Source organism: Streptomyces sp. 4N124, assembly GCF_052245395.1.
Lineage (GTDB): Bacteria > Actinomycetota > Actinomycetes > Streptomycetales > Streptomycetaceae > Streptomyces.
This window is the reverse complement of the sequence record NZ_JBQQBS010000014.1, coordinates 130,308-153,294: the sequence shown is the minus strand read 5'-3', so window position 1 is coordinate 153,294 and position 22,987 is coordinate 130,308. Positions and strand designations below refer to the sequence as shown.

Annotated in this window: 21 protein-coding genes and 1 pseudogene; 7 read left to right on the top strand and 15 right to left on the bottom strand. The window is 70.1% G+C overall.

Annotated features, from left to right (window positions below; all coding sequences use genetic code 11):
• The first annotated feature begins 57 nt into the window (after positions 1 to 57).
• Positions 58 to 1,293: a cysteine desulfurase gene (locus ACTWQO_RS17165; RefSeq protein WP_443238184.1), complete on the top strand. Its 1,236-nt coding sequence runs from the start codon at positions 58 to 60 to the stop codon at positions 1,291 to 1,293.
• Between the two features lie 13 nt (positions 1,294 to 1,306).
• Here the strand turns inward: ACTWQO_RS17165 and ACTWQO_RS17160 are convergent, their stop codons facing one another.
• Entirely contained in the window at positions 1,307 to 3,784 is a 2,478-nt protein-coding gene (locus ACTWQO_RS17160) for an alpha-L-arabinofuranosidase C-terminal domain-containing protein (RefSeq protein WP_443238183.1), read from the bottom strand.
• A gap of 166 nt (positions 3,785 to 3,950) precedes the next feature.
• On the opposite strand from ACTWQO_RS17160, the gene ACTWQO_RS17155 reads away from it, so the two are divergent.
• A complete protein-coding gene (locus tag ACTWQO_RS17155) occupies positions 3,951 to 4,394 on the top strand; it encodes a DUF6314 family protein (protein WP_443238182.1) in 444 nt (147 codons plus the stop codon).
• Here the strand turns inward: ACTWQO_RS17155 and ACTWQO_RS17150 are convergent.
• The 3 genes from ACTWQO_RS17150 to ACTWQO_RS17140 all read right to left on the bottom strand — a co-directional run bounded on the left by ACTWQO_RS17150 (position 4,376) and on the right by ACTWQO_RS17140 (position 7,302).
• A complete protein-coding gene (locus tag ACTWQO_RS17150) occupies positions 4,376 to 4,969 on the bottom strand; it encodes a histidine phosphatase family protein (RefSeq protein WP_443238181.1) in 594 nt (197 codons plus the stop codon). The two genes, ACTWQO_RS17155 and ACTWQO_RS17150, sit on opposite strands and share 19 nt — an antisense overlap.
• Before the next feature lie 109 nt (positions 4,970 to 5,078).
• The gene (locus tag ACTWQO_RS17145; protein WP_443238180.1) at positions 5,079 to 5,822 is read right to left on the bottom strand and encodes a class I SAM-dependent DNA methyltransferase; all 744 of its coding nucleotides are present in this window, start codon (positions 5,820 to 5,822) and stop codon (positions 5,079 to 5,081) included.
• Between the two features lie 37 nt (positions 5,823 to 5,859).
• Positions 5,860 to 7,302, bottom strand: a complete 1,443-nt coding sequence (locus ACTWQO_RS17140; protein ID WP_443238179.1) for an aminotransferase-like domain-containing protein — start codon at positions 7,300 to 7,302, stop codon at positions 5,860 to 5,862.
• Here ACTWQO_RS17140 and ACTWQO_RS17135 point away from each other — a divergent pair.
• Together ACTWQO_RS17135 and ACTWQO_RS17130 are read left to right on the top strand one after the other, a co-directional pair.
• Complete coding sequence (locus ACTWQO_RS17135) at positions 7,301 to 8,368, top strand: DMT family transporter (RefSeq protein ID WP_443238178.1); 1,068 nt, start codon at positions 7,301 to 7,303, stop codon at positions 8,366 to 8,368. The genes ACTWQO_RS17140 and ACTWQO_RS17135 overlap by 2 nt on opposite strands.
• A 94-nt stretch (positions 8,369 to 8,462) precedes the next feature.
• Positions 8,463 to 8,657 carry a DUF1918 domain-containing protein gene (locus ACTWQO_RS17130; RefSeq protein ID WP_443238177.1) on the top strand — a complete coding sequence of 65 codons (195 nt, stop codon included), beginning with the start codon at positions 8,463 to 8,465 and terminating at the stop codon, positions 8,655 to 8,657.
• A 115-nt stretch (positions 8,658 to 8,772) separates the two neighbouring features.
• Here ACTWQO_RS17130 and ACTWQO_RS17125 read toward each other — a convergent pair whose 3' ends face one another.
• Positions 8,773 to 9,996 carry a glycoside hydrolase family 10 protein gene (locus tag ACTWQO_RS17125; protein WP_443238210.1) on the bottom strand — a complete coding sequence of 408 codons (1,224 nt, stop codon included), beginning with the start codon at positions 9,994 to 9,996 and terminating at the stop codon, positions 8,773 to 8,775.
• A gap of 168 nt (positions 9,997 to 10,164) precedes the next feature.
• Between ACTWQO_RS17125 and ACTWQO_RS17120 the strand changes: the two are divergent.
• Together ACTWQO_RS17120 and ACTWQO_RS17115 are read left to right on the top strand one after the other, a co-directional pair.
• Positions 10,165 to 11,024 (top strand): annotated as a pseudogene (locus ACTWQO_RS17120) (3-hydroxybutyryl-CoA dehydrogenase).
• A gap of 193 nt (positions 11,025 to 11,217) precedes the next feature.
• Positions 11,218 to 11,475 carry a hypothetical protein gene (locus tag ACTWQO_RS17115; protein WP_210574939.1) on the top strand — a complete coding sequence of 86 codons (258 nt, stop codon included), beginning with the start codon at positions 11,218 to 11,220 and terminating at the stop codon, positions 11,473 to 11,475.
• Positions 11,476 to 11,489: 14 nt separating this feature from the next.
• Here the strand turns inward: ACTWQO_RS17115 and ACTWQO_RS17110 are convergent, their stop codons facing one another.
• The 10 genes from ACTWQO_RS17110 to infC form a co-directional block, all read right to left on the bottom strand.
• Positions 11,490 to 12,035 (bottom strand): NUDIX hydrolase, encoded by a 546-nt coding sequence (locus ACTWQO_RS17110; protein ID WP_443238176.1) that lies wholly within the window; start codon positions 12,033 to 12,035, stop codon positions 11,490 to 11,492.
• 74 nt (positions 12,036 to 12,109) lie between these two features.
• Positions 12,110 to 13,450: a transcriptional regulator gene (locus ACTWQO_RS17105; protein WP_443238175.1), complete on the bottom strand. Its 1,341-nt coding sequence runs from the start codon at positions 13,448 to 13,450 to the stop codon at positions 12,110 to 12,112.
• Positions 13,451 to 13,667: 217 nt separating this feature from the next.
• Complete coding sequence (locus ACTWQO_RS17100; protein ID WP_443238174.1) at positions 13,668 to 14,738, bottom strand: PP2C family protein-serine/threonine phosphatase; 1,071 nt, start codon at positions 14,736 to 14,738, stop codon at positions 13,668 to 13,670.
• A gap of 157 nt (positions 14,739 to 14,895) precedes the next feature.
• Entirely contained in the window at positions 14,896 to 17,412 is a 2,517-nt protein-coding gene (gene pheT, locus ACTWQO_RS17095; RefSeq protein ID WP_443238173.1) for a phenylalanine--tRNA ligase subunit beta, read from the bottom strand.
• A complete protein-coding gene (pheS, locus tag ACTWQO_RS17090) occupies positions 17,412 to 18,533 on the bottom strand; it encodes a phenylalanine--tRNA ligase subunit alpha (RefSeq protein WP_443238172.1) in 1,122 nt (373 codons plus the stop codon). Before pheS ends, pheT begins: the two co-directional genes overlap by 1 nt.
• Before the next feature lie 130 nt (positions 18,534 to 18,663).
• Positions 18,664 to 19,803, bottom strand: coding sequence for an ATP-binding protein (locus ACTWQO_RS17085; RefSeq protein WP_443238171.1), 1,140 nt, complete (start codon positions 19,801 to 19,803; stop codon positions 18,664 to 18,666).
• Between the two features lie 52 nt (positions 19,804 to 19,855).
• Positions 19,856 to 20,704: a TrmH family RNA methyltransferase gene (locus ACTWQO_RS17080; protein ID WP_443238170.1), complete on the bottom strand. Its 849-nt coding sequence runs from the start codon at positions 20,702 to 20,704 to the stop codon at positions 19,856 to 19,858.
• 104 nt (positions 20,705 to 20,808) lie between these two features.
• Complete coding sequence (gene rplT / locus ACTWQO_RS17075) at positions 20,809 to 21,192, bottom strand: 50S ribosomal protein L20 (RefSeq protein WP_210574925.1); 384 nt, start codon at positions 21,190 to 21,192, stop codon at positions 20,809 to 20,811.
• Positions 21,193 to 21,302: 110 nt separating this feature from the next.
• Complete coding sequence (rpmI, locus tag ACTWQO_RS17070; protein WP_007829094.1) at positions 21,303 to 21,497, bottom strand: 50S ribosomal protein L35; 195 nt, start codon at positions 21,495 to 21,497, stop codon at positions 21,303 to 21,305.
• Positions 21,498 to 21,607: 110 nt separating this feature from the next.
• Complete coding sequence (gene infC, locus ACTWQO_RS17065; protein WP_301978465.1) at positions 21,608 to 22,288, bottom strand: translation initiation factor IF-3; 681 nt, start codon at positions 22,286 to 22,288, stop codon at positions 21,608 to 21,610.
• Positions 22,289 to 22,630: 342 nt separating this feature from the next.
• On the opposite strand from infC, the gene ACTWQO_RS17060 reads away from it, so the two are divergent.
• Complete coding sequence (locus tag ACTWQO_RS17060) at positions 22,631 to 22,987, top strand: DUF1844 domain-containing protein (RefSeq protein ID WP_155060114.1); 357 nt, start codon at positions 22,631 to 22,633, stop codon at positions 22,985 to 22,987.

Sequence of the window (22,987 nt, the reverse complement as noted above, 5' to 3'; positions counted from 1 at the left end):
GAATGCCTAGCGTGCCTCACGGTGAACCATCACAGAAACCGTGAGAGGTGAGTGGCCGTGGGCTTCGACGTGGACGCGCTGCGCAAGGACTTCCCGATCCTGGGCCGGACGATGGACAGCGGCGCGCGTCTCGTCTACCTGGACTCCGGTGCCACCACCCAGAAACCGCTCCAGGTCCTGGACGCGGAGCGGGAGTTCTACCTCACGCACAACGCCGCCGTACACCGAGGCGCGCACCAGCTCGCCGGGGAGGCGACGGAGGCGTACGAGAGCGCACGCCGCACCATCGCCCGGTTCGTCGGGGCGGCCGAGGACGAGATGGTGTTCACCAAGAACACGACGGAGGGCATCAACCTCGTCGCGTACGCGCTGGGCAACGCGGGCCGTGTCGGTCCCGGTGACCGGATCGTCGTCACGGAGATGGAGCACCACGCGAATCTCGTCCCCTGGCAGCAGCTCGCCGAGCGCACCGGCGCCACGCTGGACTGGTTCGGGCTGACCGACGAGGGCCGCCTCGACCTCACCCGGACCGACGAGCTGCTCGACGAGCGGACGAAGGTCGTCGCCGTCAGCCATCAGTCCAACGTCCTCGGCACGGTCAACCCGGTGCGCGAACTCGCCGACCGTGCCCACGAGTTCGGCGCTCTGGTGGTGGTCGACGGCGCCCAGTCGGTGCCGCACCGGCCGGTCGACGTGACGGAACTCGGCGCGGACTTCGTCGCCTTCTCCGGGCACAAGATGCTCGGCCCGAACGGCATCGGCGTGCTGTGGGGCCGCCGCGAACTCCTCACGGATCTCCCGCCGTTCCTCACCGGCGGCTCGATGATCGAGATCGTCGAGATGGACCACAGTACCTTCCTGCCGCCGCCCCAGCGCTTCGAGGCAGGCGTCCCGATGACGTCCCAGGCGGTGGGCCTTGCGGCGGCCGTGGCCTACCTGGAGTCACTGGGTATGGCCGAGGTGGCGGCGTACGAGGATCAACTCACCGCCCGCGCCCTGGACTTGCTCGGCGAGATCCCCGGCGTCCGCATCGTCGGCCCCCGCGACCTCACCGACCGCGGATCGGCCGTCTCCTTCACGGTCGACGGCATCCACCCGCACGACGTGGGCCAGATCCTGGACGAGCGCGGTGTCGCGGTCCGCGTGGGCCACCACTGCGCCCGTCCGATCGTGAAGCGGTACGGCATCCCGGCGACGACCCGGGCGACCTTCTACGTCTACAACACACCGGCCGAGGTCGACGCGCTGGTGGAAGGCGTACGGGCGGCCCAGGCGTACTTCGGCGTCGCCTGAGCCGCCCGGAGTGTCACCGCTGCTTGATCCGCAGGAAGGTGATCGAGTTCGCCGGGAAGGTGTACGTGAACTTCTTGGCGACCCCCTGGAAGGTGGACGTCGCCGGAGTCACCGGCGTGTCCGTCTCGGAGTTCACCTCGTCCGGTTCGGCGGCCAGGGTGGTCACCCGGGCCTGGGAGGCGACCTTGGCAGTGCCGAGGTCGATCGCCGTACGGGCCTCGGCGGGCTGCGCGTTGACGACCTTGACGATCAGGTCACCGGTCTTCGCGTCCTTGGTGACGACCTGGCGGAACGGCTCGGCCGGCTTGTCGTCGGCGAAGCTGCCCCACTCCTGGCCGTCCAGGTAGAGGGTCACCTGACGGCCCCGCACCTTGATGTCGATGTCGTAGGCGCGGCCCGTATCGATCGACCCCGCCTTGGAGATCAGCGTCGACTTGCCGCCGTCCACGGCCTGTTCGACGGCGGACTGGGTGTTGTTCCAGCCGCCCAGGTTCCACCAGTAGTAGTTGCCGGTGTCCTTGACCCCGAAGGCGACGAGGAAGCCCTCCTTGCCGGACTTCTTGGTGGCCTTCACATGCAGGTCGTAGTTCTTCCAGGCGGGGTCGCCCGCTGTGACCAGGGTGTTCTCGGCGGCGGCATCCGTCTGGACGTACTGCCCGTCCTGGATGCTCCAACTGCCGGTGCCGCCCGGCGTCCACTTCGACGCGTCACCGGAGAAGTCGTCGCTGAACAGCGTCGAACCGTCCTCGCCGGTGACCTTGACATCGTCGTAGGCCGCACTGGTCGCCCAGGTCGAGAGGCCGACGGCGCCGGTGATCGGGCCGCTGACGTTCGGGGTGTCGGTCGCGGTGGACGGGACCACACGATCGCCGACGTTGTTCATGAACAGCTTCTGGACCTCGTAGTTGGCCGAGTTCCAGGAGGCGTGGTTGTTGAACCAGATCAGGTCCGGGCGCCACTGCACATAGTCCTCGTTGGCGAGCAGCGGGGCGTAGGAGGCGAGCTTGACGATGTCGGCGTTGCGCTCCAGGCCGGTCATGTAAGCGGCTTCGGACAGCGCGTTCTTGAAGGCGTTGCCCTGGGAGGCGTACTCGCCGAGGAAGACCTTGGGGCCGCCGCGGTCGTAGCTGTCGTAGCGCTCGTTGTTCTGCAGGAACCACTGCGGGCTGTTGTAGTAGTGCTCGTCGACCATGTCGACGTTGCCCTCGCGGTTGAGCTTCCAGGCGGTGTCGAAGGTCGTACCGGCGTCGTCCGGGCCGGAGTTGGAGATGACCGTGATGTCCGGGTACTTGGCCTCGATCGCGGCGCGGAACTTCTGGAAGCGGGCGAAGAACTCGTTGGGCAGGTTCTCCTCGTTGCCGACGGCGAGATGCGTGAGATGGAAGGGCTTGGGATGGCCCATCTCGGCACGCTTCTTGCCCCACGTGCTCGTCACGGAGCCGTTGGCGAACTCGATGAGGTCCAGGGTGTCCTGGATGTGCCGCTGGAGCAGCGCCTCGTCGTCGGTGGCCCGGTTCTGGCCGCAGCCGGTGACGAGGGCCGGTACGACGGGCAGCGGCATCGCGCCGATGTCCTCGGAGAAGCGGAAGTATTCGTAGTAGCCGAGGCCGTAACTCTGGTTGTAGCCCCAGAAGTTGGAGTTCGTGGCGCGCTGCTCGACCGGACCGACGGTGTCCTTCCACTGGTACGAGCGCTTGCGCTGCCAGCCGGAGGACTCGCTGTAGTCCTCCATGGAGCCGGTGTTGACCAGACAGCCACCGGGGAAACGGACGAAGCCCGGCCGCAGGGCCTCGATCTTCTCGGCGAGGTCCTCGCGCAGGCCGTTCGGCTGGTGCTTGTAGGTGTCGCGCGGGAAGAGGGAGACCTCGTCGAGCGAGGCGGCGCCCGACGAGGCGACGGTGAGGCGCCCGCGGTTGCTGGTGCGGGTCGCGGTGAAGGTGGCCGTGTACTTCGCCCAGCCGCCCTTCGCGGCGACCTGGCGGGTGGTCGCCAGCGTGCCCGGCGCGTCCTTCAGGGTGACGCTGAGCGTGGTGCCGCTCTGGGCGCGGGCCCACACGGAGAAGTCGTACCTCTTGCCCTGCTCGACGCGGATGCCGGTGTTGTATCCGGCGTTCGTGACCGATGAACCCGCGCCCAGGGAGAGGTAGTTGCGGTTGCGCTCGTTGAGGCGCCCGGCGTCGTTCACGACCTCGGCCGTCCCGGCGACCGCCCAGGAGGTCAGGGGCGTGTACGAGCTGTTGTCGGCGGTGGAGTACTCGAAGGACCGGTTCTGCACCAGCTCGGCGTACAGTCCGCCGTCGGCGGCGCGGTTGATGTCCTCGAAGAAGACGCCGTACATCGCGTCGTCGATCTTCGCGCCCTGAGAGGCGGGGTCGACGGTGATCGCGTAGTCGGTGACGTCCTCGGCGTGCGCGGGGGCGGGCAGGGCGACGGCCGCCATCAGGAGGGCGGTGGCGGTGACGCCTTGTCTCCAGCGGGTGGTGCGTGACATGGATACTCCGCGGCTCGAAGGAGTTCTTCACATGAAGGGCTCGATGATGCGTCGAAGGTGTTCGAAATATCGGACAATGGTCAGCACTTCGAACGGCAAGATAGGGAGGGGACCCAGGCACGTCAATGGGTCGCGCAAGGGCCGATGGGACGGAAAGCGGTACGGAATGGGCGAGTTCTGGCCAGTGCCGGATGTGCTGGCGTATCTGGCCGGGCAGTGGCGGGTGGAGCGGTCGGTGCGGGATCTCGCCGGCGACGAGCGGGGGGAGTTCCGCGGGACGACCGCGTTCAGCCCGCTCGAAGGCGGCGGACTGCTGCACCAGGAGTCCGGCACGTTCGTCTGGCAGGGCATTGCCCGGCCCGCCGAACGCACCCTGCGTTTCCTGCCGTCCCGGGAGCCGGGTGCGGCGGACGTACGGTTCGCGGACGGCCGCCCGTTCCACGACCTGGACCTGACCTCCGGACGGCACACGGCCGACCATCCGTGCTCGGCCGACCTCTACCGGGGCGAGTTCACCGTCACCGACGCGGACCACTGGCGGACGGTGTGGCGGGTGCGCGGCCCGGCGAAGGACCTGGTCCTCACGACCGACTACGCACGCGTGGGCTGAGCCGAGGCCCCCTCGAAGCGCAGATTCCAGCGCCCCGCCCGGCCCGTGACGGTGGTCGTCGACAAGGGGCGGACGTCGATGTTCCAGTACGTCGACGGCGGCGCCTTCAGCACGTACACCAGCGCCGCGCGGATCACCGACGGCTCGGCCACGGCAACGATCCGACCTCCGTCGTCGAACGGCCGCGTGTCGAGCCAGCCGCCGACACGGGTGATGAAGTCGAGCAGCGACTCACCGCCGTGCGGCGTACCGCGCGGGTCGGCCAGCCACGCGTCCACCGCCTCCGGCTCACGCGCCATCGCCTCCCCCAGCGTGAGCCCGCGCCAGCGGCCCATGTCGCAGTCGCGCAGCGCGAGTTGCACCAGCGGTGTGTAGCCGAGGGCGTCACCGGTGGCACGGCTGCGCGGCGTCGGCGAGCAGTAGCGCAGCTCGGCCGCCGCGAGCGGAATCAGGCCCTGGGCGGCACGCTGCACCTCGTCCCAGCCGGCTTGATCCAGCGGACGGTCGTCCTCGAAGCGCTCCGCGAGCAGCGAGGAGCTGCGCGCGGCGGCGACGAACGTGACCCGAAGTTGCATGCGGGGATCGTGAATCGCCGAAGTGTGCAGGTCAAGGGGTATTACCCAGGGTGTGCAAAACCTTACTTCACGGTCAGGACCGATGGGGCAATTCGCTCGAAAATCTCGACTAGCGCCCTGTGGGCTTCTCCCAGACCGAGACATGCCGCCCGCTCTCACCGGTGAACGGCTCGCGCGACCACCCCTCCCAGCGGTCCCGCAGCCGCAGCCCGGCGAGGCGGGCCATCAGGTCCAGCTCGGAGGGCCAGACGTAGCGGAACGGGAGGGACCAGTGCTCGGCGCGGCCGTCGACGATGGTGACGTAGTTCGAGCTCATCGCCTGGGTGGCGACGTCGTAGGTGTCGAAGGCCCATTGGGTGGGGCTGATGGTGAACGGTACGGCGGTCTGCCCCGGCGGCAGCAGGCGCAGTTGTGGCACGCCGACCTCGACGACGAAACAGCCGCCGGGTGCCAGATGCTCGGCGGCGTTGCGGAAGCAGTCCACCTGGGCGTCCTGCGTCGTCAGGTTGTTGATCGTGTTGAAGACGAGGTAGGCGACGGTGAACTCGCCCGCCGCCCGGGTCGTCGAGAAGTCGCCGATGGTCACGGCGATCTCGTCGCCCCCGGGCTTGGCGCGCAGCCGGTCCGCCATCGCCCGCGACAGCTCGATGCCGTGCACCGGCACCCCGCGCGCGGCGAGCGGCAACGCGATCCGGCCGGTGCCGACGCCGAATTCCAGGGCCGCGCCGTCGCCGGCGAGTTCGGCCAGCAGGTCGACCGCCGGATTCACGACCTCCGGGCGGAACATGTCCGCCGCCGACCGGTCGTACCTGGCCGCGACGCTCTCTCCGAAGTACCCGTCCTTGTCGTCCACGCCGGGACCGTACCGCTGACGGCCGCGCGGACGCCTGTCATTTTCGCCCGGCCACCTCGTCGAAGGCCGCACGCAGCCGCCGTGCCCCTTCCGTGATCTCGCCCGTCCCCGCCACGGCCGCGAAGCTCAACCGCACATGTCCGGCCGGGGGTTCGGCGCTGAAGTAGGGGCGGCCGGGGGTGATCGCGACGCCCGCGCGCAGGGCGGCGGCGGTGAGGAGGGCCTCGTCGGTGCCGTCGGGCAGGCGCAGCCACAGGTGGTAGCCGCCGGACGGGATGTGCGGCAGGGCGAGTTCGGGGAGGTCGGCGCGGAGGGTGGCCGTCATGGTGTCGCGGCGGGTCTTCAACTCGGCGGAGATCGACCGGAGATGGCGGGGCCAGGCGGGCGAGCCGGCGAGTTCGAGCGCGGCTTCCTGGAGAGGCCGGGGCACGAAGAAGGTGTCGACGATCTGGATGGCGCGCAGGCGTTCCAGCGCCGGGCCGCGTGCGGCGATCGCGCTCACCCGGAAGCTGGGCGAGGTGGCCTTGGTGAGCGAGCTGACATGGACGACGACTCCGTCGGGGTCGTCGGCGACCAGCGGACGCGGCAGCGGTCCCGCGTCCTCGTGCACCAGCCGTCGTACGAAGTCGTCCTCGATCACGAACGCGCCCGCCGCCCGTGCGATGGCGACCACCTCCGCGCGGCGGTCCGCGGCGAGCACCGCCCCGGTCGGGTTCTGGAACAGCGGCTGGCAGACGAAGAGCCGGGCCCCTGTCGCCCGGAACGCGTCGGCGAGCAGGGCGGGGCGCACCCCGTCCGGGTCGACCGGCACCGGGACCGGCCGCAGCCCGGCCGCGCGGGCGATGGCCAGCATCCCGGGGTAGGTGGGCGACTCGACCAGGACGGGCGCGCCGGGCGGCGCCAGCGCGCGGAACGCGGTGGTCAGCGCCGCCTGGCCGCCCCCGCCGACCAGCACCTCGGCCGCGGTGACGGTGCCGCCGATCTCACGGGCGAACCACTCTCGCAGCTCCGGCAGTCCGTCCATCGGCGGCCGGCCCCACGCTCCGGGCCGGCGTCCCGCACGGGCCAGCGCGGCGGTCAGCGCACGCTCGGGCTGGAGGGTGGGGTGCAGATAGCCGCCGGTGAACTCGATCACTCCGGGTGGCGGAGCGGCGAGCGAGACCACGACTCCGGACGCGTCCACCGAGCGCGGTACGACGTCGGAGGCGCCGTCCGCGCTGAGCGCGACCTCCTGCCAGGAGGTGTCCCCGGCGGGCGCGGCGGTCGTACGGGGCCGGGCGCGGAAGGCACCGGCGCCGGGGCGGGTCACCACCAGCCCCTCGGCGGCCAGCTGAGCCAGGGCCCGCGAGACGGTCACCGGGCTGACCCGGTACCGCTCGACGAGGGCACGGCTCGACGGGAGCTTTCCACCAGGTGAGTAGCGGTCGAGTTCCCGTCGCAGCTGTTTCACCAGTTCACCGACGCTGCTACGCTCTTGCATGAGAACACAGAGTAGCGCTATCGCCTCGACCGGGATAGCGGTCAGCGGTCGGTCCGGTACCCCGATCGGCACTCTTCAGGCCGCGCTGGGAGTCATCGCCTTCTCCCTCACCTTCCCCGCGACCGCATGGGGACTGGAGGGGTTCGGGCCGTGGTCCCTGGTCGCCGTACGCAGCGTGCTCGCGGCACTGATCGCGGGCGCCTGTCTGCTGGCACTGCGGGTGCCGCTGCCCGGGCGAGCGCACTGGCCGGGACTGGCCGTGGTCGCCGCCGGAGTCGTCGTCGGCTTCCCGCTGCTGACGACCCTCGCCCTGCAGACCTCGACCACCGCGCACGCCGCCGTCGTGGTCGGCCTGCTCCCGCTGACCACCGCGCTGTGCTCCGCTCTCCGGGTCGGCACGAAGCGCTCCGCGGGACGTGCCACGATCGGCCGTCGAGCATCTGCGGGGCCGTCGTGGCTGGTCGCGCCCACGCGACGGCAGTCGCATGTCAGACACAGCCCCGCGCCCCTTCGGGGCGCTGCCGAACCGCAGCCGACTTCGCCAGACCCGCTCAGCCCCTCGCGCACCTTCTGGACGGCCGCGCTCGTGGGCGCCGCCGCGGTGGTCGCCTTCACCGTGCAGCAGAGCGGCGGCACGCTGACCACCGCCGACCTGTATCTCTTCGGGGCGCTGCTGGTGTGCGCGGCCGGCTACACCGAGGGCGGCCGGCTCGCCCGCGTCATGCCGGGCTGGCAGGTCGTCGGCTGGGCGCTGGTGCTGTGTCTGCCGATCGGCGTGCCCGCCGCCGCACTCGCCCTGTCGTACGAGCCGGTGCGGCTGACCGCGCACAGCGTGACCGGACTGCTGTGGGTCGCGGCGGGCTCGCAGTTCCTCGGCCTGGTCGTCTGGTACCGGGGCATGGCGGCGATCGGCATCCCGAAGGCCAGCCAGTTGCAGTTGGCCCAGCCCCTGCTCACACTGGTGTGGTCGGTGCTGCTGCTGGGCGAGCATCTGACCGTGGCCGCCCCGCTCACGGCGGCGGCGGTGCTCGTGTGTATCGCCGTCACCCAGAGGGCGCGCGGCTGAGTAGGCCGTACGGCCCCATCCCAACCGGCGTCCCGCGCCGTAAACTCAAGGCCAAGGACCGCTGCTCCCGCACGAGGTGAGGAGGCCCTACAAGATGCGTGCAACCGTGGGCGACCAGCTTGTCCAGCACGGCAGGGTGGTCGGACAGCACGACAAGGTCGGCGAGATCGTCGAAGTGATGGGGCGCGAGGGCAACCCCCCGTACCGCGTCAGGTTCGAGGACGGGCACGAGGGCGTGTGCTCACCGGGTCCCGACACCGAGATCCGCCACAAGGAAACCCGACGCTGAGCGCTCCGCTGATGCGCGGTTCGTTCGCCCGCGGGCCGGTGGGGGCTGGTCGCGCAGTTCCCCGCGCCCCTTGCGGGGCGCTGTTGCGCACCGGACCTCACCCGTCCCGCTTGGATCAGTGCGGGGGCCTCGTCGGTCGCCCGTAGTGGTCGGCTACGACCCGTGCCAGCGCGCCGATGCGGTCCGTCGCCGCGTCCTTCGCGGCGAAGAAGACATGGCCGCGCGCCTCCGGATGGTTCTTGGCGAGCGTGAGATGCCGGGACAGCTCGCCGGCGTTCTGCCAGGCGGCGGGCTGCGCCGGGTCGCCCGCCTTGTAGAGGGCCTCGCCCACGTACAGCCGGGTCCCGCTGCCCCGCACGGCCGAGGCCCACCAGGGCAGGATCTTGGCGTAGTCGGCCACAGCGAGGCCGATGTTCCAGTACAGCTGCGGGCAGATGTAGTCGATCCAGTTCTCGCGGACCCACCTGCGGGTGTCGGCGTACAGGTCGTCGTACGTCTGCACCCCCGCCCGGGTGTCGGAGCCGAGGGGGTCGGTGGCGGCGTTGCGCCACACCCCGAAGGGGCTGATCCCGAACTGCGTGCCCGGCCTGATCGACTTGATGCGGGCCGCCATCTCGCCCACCAGCCGGTTGATGTTGTCCCGCCGCCAGTCGGCCCTGTTCGCGAAGCCGCCGCCGTACAGATTGAAGACGGCGTCGTCGTCGAAGGTCTGGCCCGACACCGGATACGGGTAGAAGTAGTCGTCGAAGTGAACGGCGTCGACGGGGTACTTGCGCACCGCGTCGAGCATGGCTTCCTGGACGAAGGCGCGGACCTCGGGCAGCCCGGGGTTGTAGTAGAGCTTCCCGCCGTACGTCACCACCCAGTCCGGGTGCTTGCGCGCCGGGTGCGAGGCGGCGAGCCGCTGCGGGTCGGTGTGATTGGCGATGCGGAACGGGTTGAACCAGGCGTGCAGTTCCAGGCCCCGGGCATGCGCCTCGGCCACGGCCGAGCCGAGCGGGTCCCAGCCCGGGTCCTTGCCCTGGGTGCCGGTGAGGTACTGCGACCAGGGCTCGTACGGCGAGGGCCACAGCGCGTCGGCCGTCGGGCGGACCTGGAAGATCACGGTGTTGAGGCGGTTGCGGACCGCGGTGTCGAGATGGGTGACCAGTTCCGCCCTCTGCTGGGACGGGCTCAGGCCCGCCCGGGAGGGCCAGTCGCGGTTGGCCACGGTCGCCAGCCACATACCGCGCATCTCGGTCGCCGCCCGCGGATGCCGCGGTACGGCCGACGCACTCGACGCCGGCGTGAGGGCCGCCAGCGCGGCCACCGCGAACGCCCGACGTGACAACCGTCCCATCTGCACACCCCATACGCTGCGGACCCGCTCGGTCACGGATCGTCTCCGCGCCCCAGGATGCCCGTACCCCGGCGATCGATCATCGATACTTACGGGTAACGTGCAGGATCGGAGCAGGCTCCACACCAATGGCGGCCTGTCGCAGGCGTCGATCAGTAAGGGGACGATGTGACCGACATCCAACGCGTCGGAGTCGTGGGCTGCGGACAGATGGGAGCGGGCATCGCCGAGGTGTGCGCCCGCGCCGGACTGGACGTGAAGGTCGCCGAGACCACCGGCGAGGCCCTGGAGATCGGCCGCACCCGGCTGTTCAACTCCCTTTCCAAGGCGGCCGAGCGCGGCAAGATCACGGCGGAGGAGCTGGATGCGACGCAGGCACGGCTCGGCTTCACCACCGACCTCGGCGAGTTCGCCGACCGCGACCTGGTGATCGAGGCCGTCGTCGAGAACGAGCAGGTGAAGACCGAGATCTTCCAGGTGCTCGACCAGGTCGTGACGCGCCCGGACGCGATCCTCGCCTCCAACACCTCCTCCATCCCGCTGGTGAAGCTCGCGGTCGCCACCTCGCGGCCGACCACGTCATCGGCATCCACTTCTTCAACCCCGCCCCGGTGCAGAAACTGGTCGAGCTGATCCCGGCGCTCACCACCTCCGAGGGCACGCTCAGCCGGGCCCAGGCCTTCGCCGAGAAGCTGCTCGGCAAGCACGCCATCCGCGCCCAGGACCGCTCCGGCTTCGTGGTCAACGCGCTGCTGATCCCCTATCTCCTCTCCGCGATCCGGATGTTCGAGTCGGGCATCGCCAGCCGCGAGGACATCGACAACGGCATGGAACTCGGCTGCGCCCACCCGATGGGCCCGCTCAAGCTGTCCGACCTGATCGGCCTGGACACGGTCGTCTCGGTGGCGTACTCGATGTACGAGGAGTACAAGGAGCCGCTGTACGCCGCTCCCCCGCTGCTGCAGCGCATGGTGGACGCGGGCCGGCTGGGCCGGAAGTCGGGGTCGGGCTTCTACACCTACGGCTGATTACGGACGGTCAGATTCCGGCCAAGTACACGGGCCCGGCACCGAAGAGGTGCCGGGCCCGTGTCATTCACACACCGTGTGCGCTCCGGGCTCGCATATGCCCCTCGCACACTCTCCCCACACGCCCACCAGGCGAGTTCACTTTCTCTGCGCATGCCAGGGATGAGAAACGACTACGGAAAGGAGCGGACTCGTGACCGCCGATCCCGAGCATCCGGTCGTAACCGGTGAACTCGCAGAGTTACGACGCCGTCTCGACGTCGCCTACGCCCGTGTGGAGGGCGACCTGGCTCTGCTCACGCACCGTACCGAGGAGTCCGCCAAGGAACTCGACGAGCTGAACACCCGGATCAACACACTGGAACACGCGCGCTGGCCGCTGCCCGCGGTCGCCGCCCTCACCGCCGTGGGTGCTCTCGTCGTGGCGATCTGGCAGGCAGTAGGGCATTGATCAGGGGCGTCGCATCAGGGCAAGACGTCCTGCCCCAGCCTGAGGTGGTGCAGCATCAGTAACGCGGCCGCCATGTTGGCGGCCGGGACCTCCCCACGGGCGATCATGTCGGGGACGAGTTTGAGGGGGACCCATTCCCGGCGGTCCGACTCGAAGTCGTCCACGGGGTGTCCGATGTACTCGCCCTCGTCGGCCCAGTAGATGTGGTGCCGGGCGTCGGTGAGCCCATTGGACGGCTCCACGCTCATCAGGTGGCGCAGCGGTCCCGGCCGCCATCCGGTCTCCTCCTCGAGCTCCCTGGCGGCCGCGTAGGCGATGTCCTCGCCGTCCTCGACGACGCCCGCCGCGAGTTCCCACCCCCAGCTGTCGGTGATGAAGCGGTGGCGCCACAGGAGGAGCACTTCATTGGCCTCGTTGACCACTGTGGCCACGGCGACCGGCCGCAGCCGTATGAGGAAGTGGTCCAGGTGCCGGCCGTCGGGCAGCTCCACGTCTGCCAGGTTGACGGTGAACCAGCGGTTTTCATACACAGTTTGTTCGTTCTGTTTCGTCCACTGCACGGTTCTGCCACCTTCCGTCGAGTAAGTGGCAATATCGCAGCAGGGACTATGAGTGTCGGTGTTCGAGCGCCGGATTACAGCGGTACGCGCAGTGCTCCGTCGATGAGTTCGGCGGCCTCGGCCGTGCCCGCGCAGCCGCTGCGCACCAAGTGCTCGCGTACCGCCCGGAGTCTGTCGCGCAGCCGCTGGGACTCCATCCCCCGCGCCTGTTCGGCCATCTGCACCGCGGTGGCCACCGCCTTGTCCGCGTTGCCCTGCCGCAGCTCGATCGTGCTGAGCATGGCGAGCCGGTGCACCCGCCCGCGATCGTGGGCCGGGTTACCGACGGCAGCCGCGGCATGCTCCCCCGCCGCCGCCAGCTCACCGAGGCTGAGAAGCGCCTCAGCCACCTGGACGTTGACGAGTCCCGGCTGGACATAGCCCGTCTCGTCGGGCTCGTATCCGCGCCGGATGCGTTCGGCGGCCGTCTCGGCACGCCGGATGCAGGACAGGGCGCTCGTGCCGTCGCCCAGGTGCGCGTACGCCTTCGCCTGCATCGCGTACAGGTCGGAGGCGAGAGCGGGGGTGATGTGCTTGCCCGCCGCCCGCAGCGCGGCCTCCGCGAAGGCCACGGCCTGACGGTGCTCCCGCATGAACAGGGCCTGGTTGACGAGGAGCGCGATGATGTACGCCCCAAGTCCCCGGTCCCCGCTGGCCTTCGCCAGCCTCAGCGCCTGGTGGAAGTAGCGCTGGGCGAGCCCGTGCGCGTCGGAGTCGTACGCGCAGATCCCGGCGATCGCCACCAACCCGCCGGTGGCCCGGTGCACTTGGCGGCCGGTGGCGTCGGTGTAGCTGCCGCGCAGCAGCGGTGCGGCCTCGGAGTTGAGGAAGCCGACGATCCGGGTGCGGGTCGCTATCCCGCCGGCCTTGCGGTACATCTGCTCGTAGTGCGTACGGGCGGCGCGCAGCATCTCCAGGTCGGAGGGGGTGACCCGGTGCCGGCCGCCGCGGGAGACGTCGACGTCCTCCGGCGGGTTCTCCCACTCCCAGACCGGCATCACGGCGGGCGTGCCGGTGACGGCGGGGGCGCCCAGGATGTGCGGGCGTTGCTGTTCGTCGGAGCGCCACAGCGCGGTGGCCCGCTCGACGAAGCCGGACAGCGAGGTGCCGTGCGGCGCGGACGGCTCGCCGGGCACGCCGAGGCCGATGTCGTCGAGCGTGACGGGGCGTTGCAGTCGGGCGGCGAGTACCTCGCAGATCAGGTCGGGGACCTGGCCGCGGGGGCGCTGGCCCTTCAACCATCGTGCCACGGCGGTGTGTTCGTACCTGAGCGCGAGGCCGCGGGCCCGTCCCGCCTGGTTCACATGTGCGGCCAGTCCCGCGTGTGAGATCCCCGCCTCGTCCAGGATCGCGTCGAGCAGAGTGTTGGGCTGCATGGATTGCCCCCCGGGTGGCTCGGTGGCGTCAGATTAGTGGTTCCTTCTTCACACGGGGTGTGAACCGAGTGCGCGAATCCGCACCGTGCGCGCGCTGTTGCGGAGAGTTGCCGACCGGTTGACTGAAATGCCTCGTCAGAGGCCGGCCGGGCCGCCGGCTCCCCCTCGTACAGTGCGGCGGCCCTGCCGGGGGCTTGGCGGTGCGACTGAGCGCCGTTCATTGGAGGTTGTTTGTCGGCTGCCGGTGCGTCGTGGCTGGTCGCGCAGTTCCCCGCGCCCCTACAGGCATGTTGCGCTGCACGCTGGTTCGGTCGTTCCGTAGGGCCAGCAATGCCACGTCGTCCGTGAGTCTGCCTGCCGTGTGGCGCAGGAGTTGGGTGAAGACTGTGCCCAGGAGGGGCTGGGGGGTGTTCACGCCGTCGCTCAGGGCCTCTGTGAGCACGGTCGGCAGTGGGAAGAACCGGCCATGAGCGTCTCGGGCGTCCTCGGCGCCGTCCGTGTAGAGGAACAGCGCCTCCTCGGGCTTCAGTTGGCCGCAGGGTACGGCGGGCAGGTCGGGTGGGAGCGGGAAGAGGCCGAGCGGGGGCAGGGGGTCGGCGTGGGTGAGGGGTTCCACGTGGGTGCCGGTGAGGCGGTAGGGCCAGGGGTGGCCGCAGTTGAGGGCGTGCATCTCGCCGTCCGGATCGATCTCCAGCAGCTGGACCGTGATGAACTCCTCGGCGACCGGGCTGTCGGGGGCCGCGCGGGCGCGCTCGCGCAGATGCCGGGCCAGTGCCCGCTCCAGTCTGCGCAGCACACCGCCGAGGTCGGGCTCGTCGTGCACGGCCTCACGGAAGCTGCCGAGGACGGCGGCGACGGTGCCGATGGCCGCGAGACCGTGTCCTCGTACGTCGCCCATCACGGCCCGTACGCCGTGCTCGGTGGCGATGACCTCGTACAGGTCGCCGCCGATGACCGCGCCGCGCTCCGCGGACAGTTGGGCGGCGGCGACATGCAGCCCGTCGATACGGGGCGGCAACGGCCGTAGCAGCACACTCTGGGCGGCGCCCGCGACCCGGCGCACCTGCCGCAGCTCACGCAGCAGCGCCTGCCGGACATGGACGATCAGCCCCGTGCCCACGGCGAAGAAGACGGCGCTGGTGACGATGCGCGCCCCGAACCCGTTCTGCTGAGCGAGCGGACAGGCCATCTTGTACGTGATCGCTATGGCGCCCCACACCGTCGGCAGCCCGATTGCGAGCACCCGGCGCCCCGCCCTGCGGGGAACCCCAGCCTTGATGCGGTTCATGCCGATGGCCCCCCAATAGGCCCTGACAGCACAGAATCGGACCGGCCCCGAAAGACCGGTCCGATTCTGTCGACCACATGGCCCGGAAGAACCAGATCACCCCAAAAGGTCACCCCATCGAGTGAGGTGACTGCAGCGCCCCGTCAGGGGCGCGGACCTAGCCCCTCAGAACCGCCCCCACACGCTCACCCGCAAGGGCAACCGCCGCATCCCGAGCAGCAGACGCCTCGTCCACGGTCAACGTCCGGTCCCCCGCCCGGAACCGCAACGCGTACGCCAGGGACTTCTTGCCATCACCCAGCTGCTCATCGTTCTCGTACACGTCGAACAGCCGGATCGCCTCAAGGAGTTCACCCGCCCCCTCACGCAGCGCGGCCTCCACGTCGGCGTGCGGCACCGGCTTGTCCACGACCAGCGCCACATCCTGCGTGGCCACCGGGAACGTGGAAATGCGCGGCGCCTGCGGGGTGCCGTCGCCCACCTGCTCCAGGGCGTCCAGGTCCAGCTCCATCGCACAGGTACGCGCCGGCAGGCTCAAGGCCTTGAGCACGCGCGGGTGCAGTTCACCGGCGTGACCGACCACCCGCTGCGCACCATCGACCGTGATCGCCAGCTCGGCGCACCGACCGGGGTGCCAGGGCCCGTACTGACCCACCCGCACGATCAGCTCGGCCCCGGCCTCGGAGGCCACGTTCCGCGCAGCGTCAACCGCGTCGGCCCACCCCGCCGGACGGCCCCCGCCCCACCAGCCGGCCTGCTCGCGCGCGCCCGCGAGGACGACCGCGACATGCCGCGGCTGGTCCGGCAGCACGGCGTTCAGCGCGGCGATCTCCTCGTCCGTGGGACGTCGGTCGACCGGCAGATGGGGGGCGGCGACCCGCTGCTCCTCGCGCGGCTGGAAGACCAGCCCGGTCTCGAACAGGGCGAGGTCGTGCGAGCCGCGGCCGTCGTTGCGCCGCAGGGCGCCCAGCAGGCCCGGCAGCAGCGACGTACGGAGCGCGGGCTCCTCGTCGTTGAGCGGGTTGACGAGCTTGACGACCCGGCGCGCCGGGTCGTCCGCGTCCAGGCCGAGCTGGTCGAAGACCTGCTCGGCGATGAACGGGTAGTTCGGCGCCTCGACGTATCCGGCTCCGGCCAGTGCCCGGCCGACGCGGCGGTGCAGCCGCTGCCGGTGGGTCAGGCCCCGGCCGGACGGCGGCTTGGGCAGCGTGGAGGGCAGGTTCTCGTAGCCCTCCAGGCGGATGACCTCCTCGGCGAGGTCGTTCTGCTCCAGGAGGTCGGGCCGCCAGGACGGGACGGTGACGATCAGCTCGTCCTGCCCGTACACATCACAGCCGACCTGCTGGAGACGGCGTACGACGGTCTCGCGGCCGTAGTCGACGCCGGCGACCTTGTCCGGGTGGTCGGCCGGGACGGTGATGGTGTGCGGTGCGGACGGGGCGATGACCTCGGTGACCCCGGCCTCGGCGGTGCCGCCGGCCAGCAGCACCAGCAGGTCGACCGTGCGCTGGGCGGCAGCGGCGGCGGCCTGCGGGTCGACGCCGCGCTCGAAGCGGCGGGACGCCTCGGAGGACAGCTTGTGGCGGCGGGCGGTGCGGGCGATCGCGACCTGGTCGAAGTGCGCGGCCTCGATCACCACGTCGGTCGTCGCGTTGTCGACGTCCTCGTGGTCGGCGATCTTGGTGTGGGCGCCGCCCATGACACCGGCGAGCCCGATCGTGCCGCGGTCGTCGGTGATCACCAGGTCCTCGGCGTGCAGCTTCCGCTCGACGCCGTCGAGGGTGACGATCTTCTCGCCCTCGGCGGCCCGGCGGACACCGATGGTGCCCTGGACGAGGGAGCGGTCATACGCGTGCAGCGGCTGACCGAGTTCCATCATCACGTAGTTGGTGATGTCGACGGCGAGTGAGATCGGGCGCATGCCGACCTTCTGCAGCCGGCGCCGCAGCCAGATCGGGGAGCGCGCCTCGGAGCTCAGGCCGGTGACCGTACGGGCGGTGAAGCGGTCGCAGCCGAGCGGGTCGGAGACCTGGACCGGGTAGCCGAAGGCGTTCGGGCCGGGGACGTCGAGGAGGGCCGGGTCGCGCAGCGGGAGGCCGTAGGCGATGGCGGTCTCGCGGGCGACGCCGCGGATGGACAGACAGTCGCCGCGGTTGGCGGTGACGGCGATGTCCAGTACCTCGTCGACGAGTTGGAGCAGCTCGATCGCGTCCTTGCCGATCTCGGACTCCGGCGGCAGCACGATGATGCCCTTGGTGCCGTCGTCGCCCATGCCCAGCTCGTCGCTGGAGCAGATCATGCCGTGGGACGTCTTGCCGTAGGTCTTGCGGGCGCTGATCGCGAAGCCGCCCGGCAGGACCGCGCCCGGGAGCACGACCACGACCTTGTCGCCGACGGCGAAGTTGCGGGCGCCGCAGACGATCTCCTGGGGCTCACCGGTGCCGTTGGCGGTGCCGACGTCGACGGTGCAGAAGCGGATCGGCTTCTTGAAGCCCTCCAGCTCCTCGATGGTCAGCACCTGGCCGACGACCAGGGGGCCCTTGAGGCCGTCGCCGAGCTGCTCGACGGTCTCGACCTCCAGACCGGCCGAAATGAGCTTGGCCTGCACGTCACGACCGGTCTGCGTCTCCGGCAGGTCGACGTACTCCCGCAGCCAAGAAAGCGGGACCCGCATCAGATCTCCATCCCGAACGGCCGGGTGAACCGGACGTCACCCTCGACCATGTCTCGCATGTCCTCGACGTTGTGGCGGAACATCAGCATCCGCTCGATGCCGAACCCGAAGGCGAAGCCGCTGTACTTCTCCGGGTCGACGCCGCAGGCGGTGAGCACCCGCGGGTTGACCATGCCGCAGCCGCCGAGCTCGATCCAGCCTTCGCTGGAGCAGGTACGGCAGGGCCGGTCGGGGTTGCCGACGGACTCGCCGCGGCAGACGTAGCAGACCATGTCCATCTCGGCGGACGGCTCGGTGAACGGGAAGAAGTTCGGCCGCAGCCGCGTCTTCATGCCCTCACCGAACAGCGACTGCACCATGTGGTCCAAGGTGCCCTTGAGGTCGGCCATGGTCAGGCCCTCGTCGATGGCGAGCAGCTCGACCTGGTGGAAGACCGGGGTGTGCGTGGCGTCCAGCTCGTCCGTGCGGTACACGCGGCCGGGGCAGATCACGTACACCGGCAGCTCACGGTCGAGCAGCGAGCGGATCTGCACGGGCGAGGTGTGGGTACGCAGGACGACGCCGGAGTCTGCGGAGCCGTTCGCGCCCTCGATGAAGAACGTGTCCGCCTCACCGCGGGCCGGGTGGTCCGGGCCGATGTTGAGCGCGTCGAAGTTGAACCACTCCGCCTCGACCTGCGGGCCCTCGGCGACCTCGTAGCCCATGGCCACGAAGACGTCCTCGATGCGCTCGGACAGGGTGGTGAGCGGGTGGCGGGCGCCGGCCGGTACGCGGTCGTACGGCAACGTGACGTCCACCGCCTCCTCGACCAGCACCCGGGCGTCACGCTCGGCCTCCAGTTCTGCCTGGCGGGCGGTGAGCGCCTTGTTCACGGCGCCGCGGGCCATCCCGACACGCTTGCCGGCCTCGGCCTTGGCGTGTGGGGGCAGGGCCCCGATCTCGCGGTTGGCGAGGGCCAGCGGGGAGGTACCGCCGGTGTGAGCGACCTTGGCCTCCTGGAGCGCGTCGAGGGAGTCCGCGGCGGCGAAGGCGGCGAGCGCCTCGTCCCGCATGCGCTCGATCTCTTCCGGTTTCAACGCCTCGACCTCGACAGGGTCGTACGACTTATTCGGTGCCGACATCTCTTCCCGTGCTTCCGATTGGCTGGCTGAAGGTCCCCGTCGCCGACTCGTCAGGGCCGTATCCGGGACACATGGGTGCCAAAGGCCGAGTCTAACGGGGTGGGGGTGTGCGAATGCGCCCGCGGGCTGCTCAGGCCAGGTAGGCCGGAGTGCTCACGGGCAACGTAAATCGGAACTCGGCGCCGCCGCCGGGGGCGCGGCCGACCGTGATGGTGCCGCCGTGGGCCTCGACGATGCCCTTGACGATGTAGAGCCCGAGGCCGGTGCCGCCGCGCTTGCTGCCCCGCCAGAAGCGGGTGAAGACGCGGTTCATGGACTCCTCCGGGATACCTGGGCCCTCGTCGCTCACGGTGACCGATGTGCCGGTGTCCTCTCCCTCGCGGGGGGACGTGGCGGGCGTGACGTCAATCGTGACGGTTCCCTCGCCGTGCCGCACGGCATTTTCCAGCAGGTTGCTGAGCACCTGGTCGACCTTGTCGGGATCGGCCCACAGATCGGGCAGCGGCTGCTCGATGCGGAGCAGGAACCGGTCGGCGGACAGCCCCGCGGCGACGTACGCCTGGATGTGCCGGCCGACGGCGGCGCCGATGTCGACGGGCTGGCGGCGCAGTTCCAGCCGCCCGGAGTCGATACGGGAGATGTCGAGGAGCTCGGCGATGAGCCGGGTGACGCGGTCGGCGTCGGCGTCGACGGTCTCCAGCATCAGCCGCTTCTGGTCGTCGGTGAACCTCTCCCACTTGGCGAGGAGGGTGGCGGTGAAGCCCTTGACGGAGGTCAGGGGCGAGCGCAGTTCATGAGCGACGGTCGCTATCAGCTCGGCATGGCTGCGCTCGGTGCGGCGGCGGGCCTCGGTGTCGCGGAGACAGACGACGACACGGTGGACGGGCCCGGTGGGTTCGGTACGGACGTACCGCGCGGAGACGAGGACTTCACGCCCGCCGGGCAGCAGCAGATTCCGCTCGGGCTGGCCGACCCTGATGGCGAGCCCGCCGTACGGATCGGTCAGCTGCCACCAGCGCCTGCCCTCCAGGTCCTCTAATGGCAGGGCCTTGTCCAGCCGCCGGCCGAGGGCGTCGGCGGCGGGGACGGCGGTGATGCGCTCGGCGGCGGCGTTGAAGCAGACGACGTGCCCGTGCTCATCGGCGACGACAAGGCCGTCGGGCAGCTGATCGGGGTCGATGCCGAGCCCGGCGACATCGCCGGACGGCCGGGACACGGGCGCTCGCCCGACGTCCCGTGCTTCCGGCGCGTTGCTGGTGCCGATGGTCATCCCCGTACCCCACCTCTCACGACGGCGCAGGGCCCCCGAGCAGGTCACCCTACTAGCTCACGGTGACGGAGCGGCACCCTCCGGAGGCGCGCTGTGCACGGGCGGACGCGTAGAGACATACGGCGGCGGCGGTGGCGAGGTTCAGGCTCTCCGCCTTCCCGTGGATCGGAACGCGCACGACGGCGTCCGCCAACTCGCGTGTCTCCTCCGGCAGTCCCCACGCCTCGTTCCCGAACACCCAGGCCGTCGGCCCGCCCATGGTGCCCTTGTCCAGCTCGTCGTCCAGATCGTCGGTCCCGGCCCCGTCAGCGGCGAGAATCCGCACCCCGGCGTCCTTGAGCCCCGCCACGGCCCGCTCGACGGGAACCCCGACGGCGACCGGCAGATGGAACAGGGACCCGACGGAGGCCCGCACGGCCTTGGGGTTGTACAGATCGACGGACGCGTCGGTCAGTACGACCGCCTCGGCACCGGCGGCATCGGCACACCGCAGCACGGTCCCGGCATTCCCCGGGTCCCGCACATGCGCGAGCACGGCGACCAGCTTGGGCCGGGCGGCGAGGATCTCCTCGAACGGCGTGTCCAGGAACCGGCAGATCCCGACGAGGCCCTGCGGGGTGACTGTGGTCGAGATCTCGGCGATGACCTGCTCGGAGGCGAGGTGCACGCGCGCGCCGATGTCCCGGGCCCGCCCGAGGATGTCGGCGTACCGCTCCGCTGCCTCGACGGTGGCGAACAACTCGACCAATGTGTCCGCCTGCTCCCCCGCCTCCCGCACAGCCTGCGGCCCCTCCGCGAGAAACAGCCGCTCCTTCCCCCGGAAGTTCCGCTTGGCCAGCCGCCGGGCGGCGGAGACCCGGGGGGACCGGGGGGAGATCAGCTCGGGAGATACGGGGGGCATGCAGCTCACCTTCAGAAAGACAACCGGTGCTCACACAGCAACGGACCCGCAGGCAAAAACCCACGGGTCCGTTCAGTCACGTCGGCTCGAAGCCAGCGCCAGCGTCACGCGGCCTTCGGCGCGTTGACGTCCGCCGGCAGCGCCTTCTGCGCGACCTCGACGAGCGCGGCGAACGCATGCGCGTCGTTGACGGCCAGCTCGGCGAGGATCTTGCGGTCGACCTCGACGTTCGCGGCCTTCAGGCCCTGGATGAAGCGGTTGTACGTGATGCCGTTGGCGCGGGCAGCGGCGTTGATGCGCTGGATCCACAGCTGGCGGAAGTCACCCTTGCGCTTCTTGCGGTCGTTGTAGTTGTAGACCAGCGAGTGGGTGACCTGCTCCTTGGCCTTGCGGTACAGGCGCGAGCGCTGACCGCGGTAGCCGGAGGCCTGCTCGAGGATCGCCCGGCGCTTCTTGTGGGCGTTGACTGCCCGCTTGACGCGTGCCACTTGTTAACTCCTTGTAGCGGGGCCGTGGTTGGACTCACACGGCCCGGAATCGATGGGGTCCCGGTCCTGGCGTACGGCGCTCGGCGATCAGAAGATCAGGCGCCCGTACGTCACTTGCCGAGAAGCTTCTTGATCTTCTTGGCGTCGCCCGGGGCCATCTCGGCGTTGCCGGTGAGGCGACGCGTCAGTCGGGACGACTTGTGCTCGAGCAGGTGGCGCTTGCCGGCGCGCTCACGGAGCACCTTGCCGGAGCCGGTGACCTTGAAGCGCTTGCTGGCACCGCTGTGCGACTTGTTCTTCGGCATAGCGCCGTTCTCTCCTCGTCGTGGGCGCTCCGATGCCCGGTCGTGAAACCGGGCACGGTGGAGCGTCGCTCTTGTATCGGTTATGTCCTGGGGACTCGCGTCCCCCGGGATCACGCGTCGGCGGAAGCCTCGGCAGGGGCCTCGGCAACCTCGGCGCCCTCGGACTCCGCGGCGTTCTGCGACTTGCCGGGGTTGGCCTTCGCTTCCGCCTTACGGGCTTCCTGCGCCTGGCGGGCCTCAGCCATCGCCTCGGTCTTCTTCTTGTGCGGACCGAGAACCATGATCATGTTTCGGCCGTCCTGCTTCGGGTTCGACTCCACGAAACCGAGGTCCTGGACGTCCTCCGCGAGACGCTGCAGCAGCCGATAGCCCAGTTCGGGCCGGGACTGCTCGCGACCACGGAACATGATCGTGATCTTGACCTTGTCGCCCTGCTTGAGGAACCGGACGACGTGACCCTTCTTGGTGTCATAGTCGTGCGGGTCGATCTTCGGCCGGAGCTTCATCTCCTTGATGACCGTGTGCGCCTGGTTCTTGCGCGCCTCACGGGCCTTCATGGCCGACTCGTACTTGAACTTCCCGTAGTCCATGAGCTTGCACACGGGCGGACGGGCGTTCGCCGCGACCTCGACCAGGTCCAGGTCGTACTCCTGCGCAAGCTCCAGTGCCTTGGCCAGCGGGACGATGCCCACCTGCTCGCCACTGGGACCGACAAGTCGCACCTCGGGAACGCGAATCCGGTCGTTGATGCGGGGCTCGGCGCTGATGGATCCTCCTCGGTAGCACCACACGACTGTCTGGAGGACAGCCGCGTAACGTCTCTTTTCGATAGACCTAACCGCGCCGAAGCACAAAAAATGCCCCGGACGATCACAGGCGGGGCTCCTCGAACTACCGGAGCGACCGCCGCAAGGATCGCGGGGCGCACTTTCGGGCGGATGCCCGTCGCTGGACGAGACCGCCTGACCGGTGACCCGCCGCCCGGGGGGCGGTCAGGTGGGAGTTCGAAAGCCTCCACTTGTAGGTCGGGCCCGGTGCCGTGAGGCATGCGCGTCCGACCGGTCGTTACACAAGGTTAGCAGCAACCCGGGGGTGGTGCGAACCGGCGTGCACCGGGGCCTATCGTGTGCGGCATGAGTGACACCCCTCCTGAGACGCCCGACTTCGACGCCATGACCCGCGACATCGCCGAGGTCCCCGCGGTCGAGGTGATCGTGACGGTCGCCGTGAACCTGATGAGCGCCGCCGCGGTGAAGCTCGGTCTGACGGAGGAGGGCGAGAAGCACAAGGACCTGGACGAGGCCCGCAAGCTGGTGTCCGCCCTCGCCGGTCTCCTCGACGCGAGCGCCACCGAGATCAGCTCCTTCCACGCGGCCCCGCTGCGCGACGGCCTGAAGTCCCTCCAGCTGGCGTTCCGCGAGGCATCGATCGTCCCGGACGAGCCGGGCCAGGGACCGGGCGAGAAGTACACGGGTCCGGTCTACGGCTAG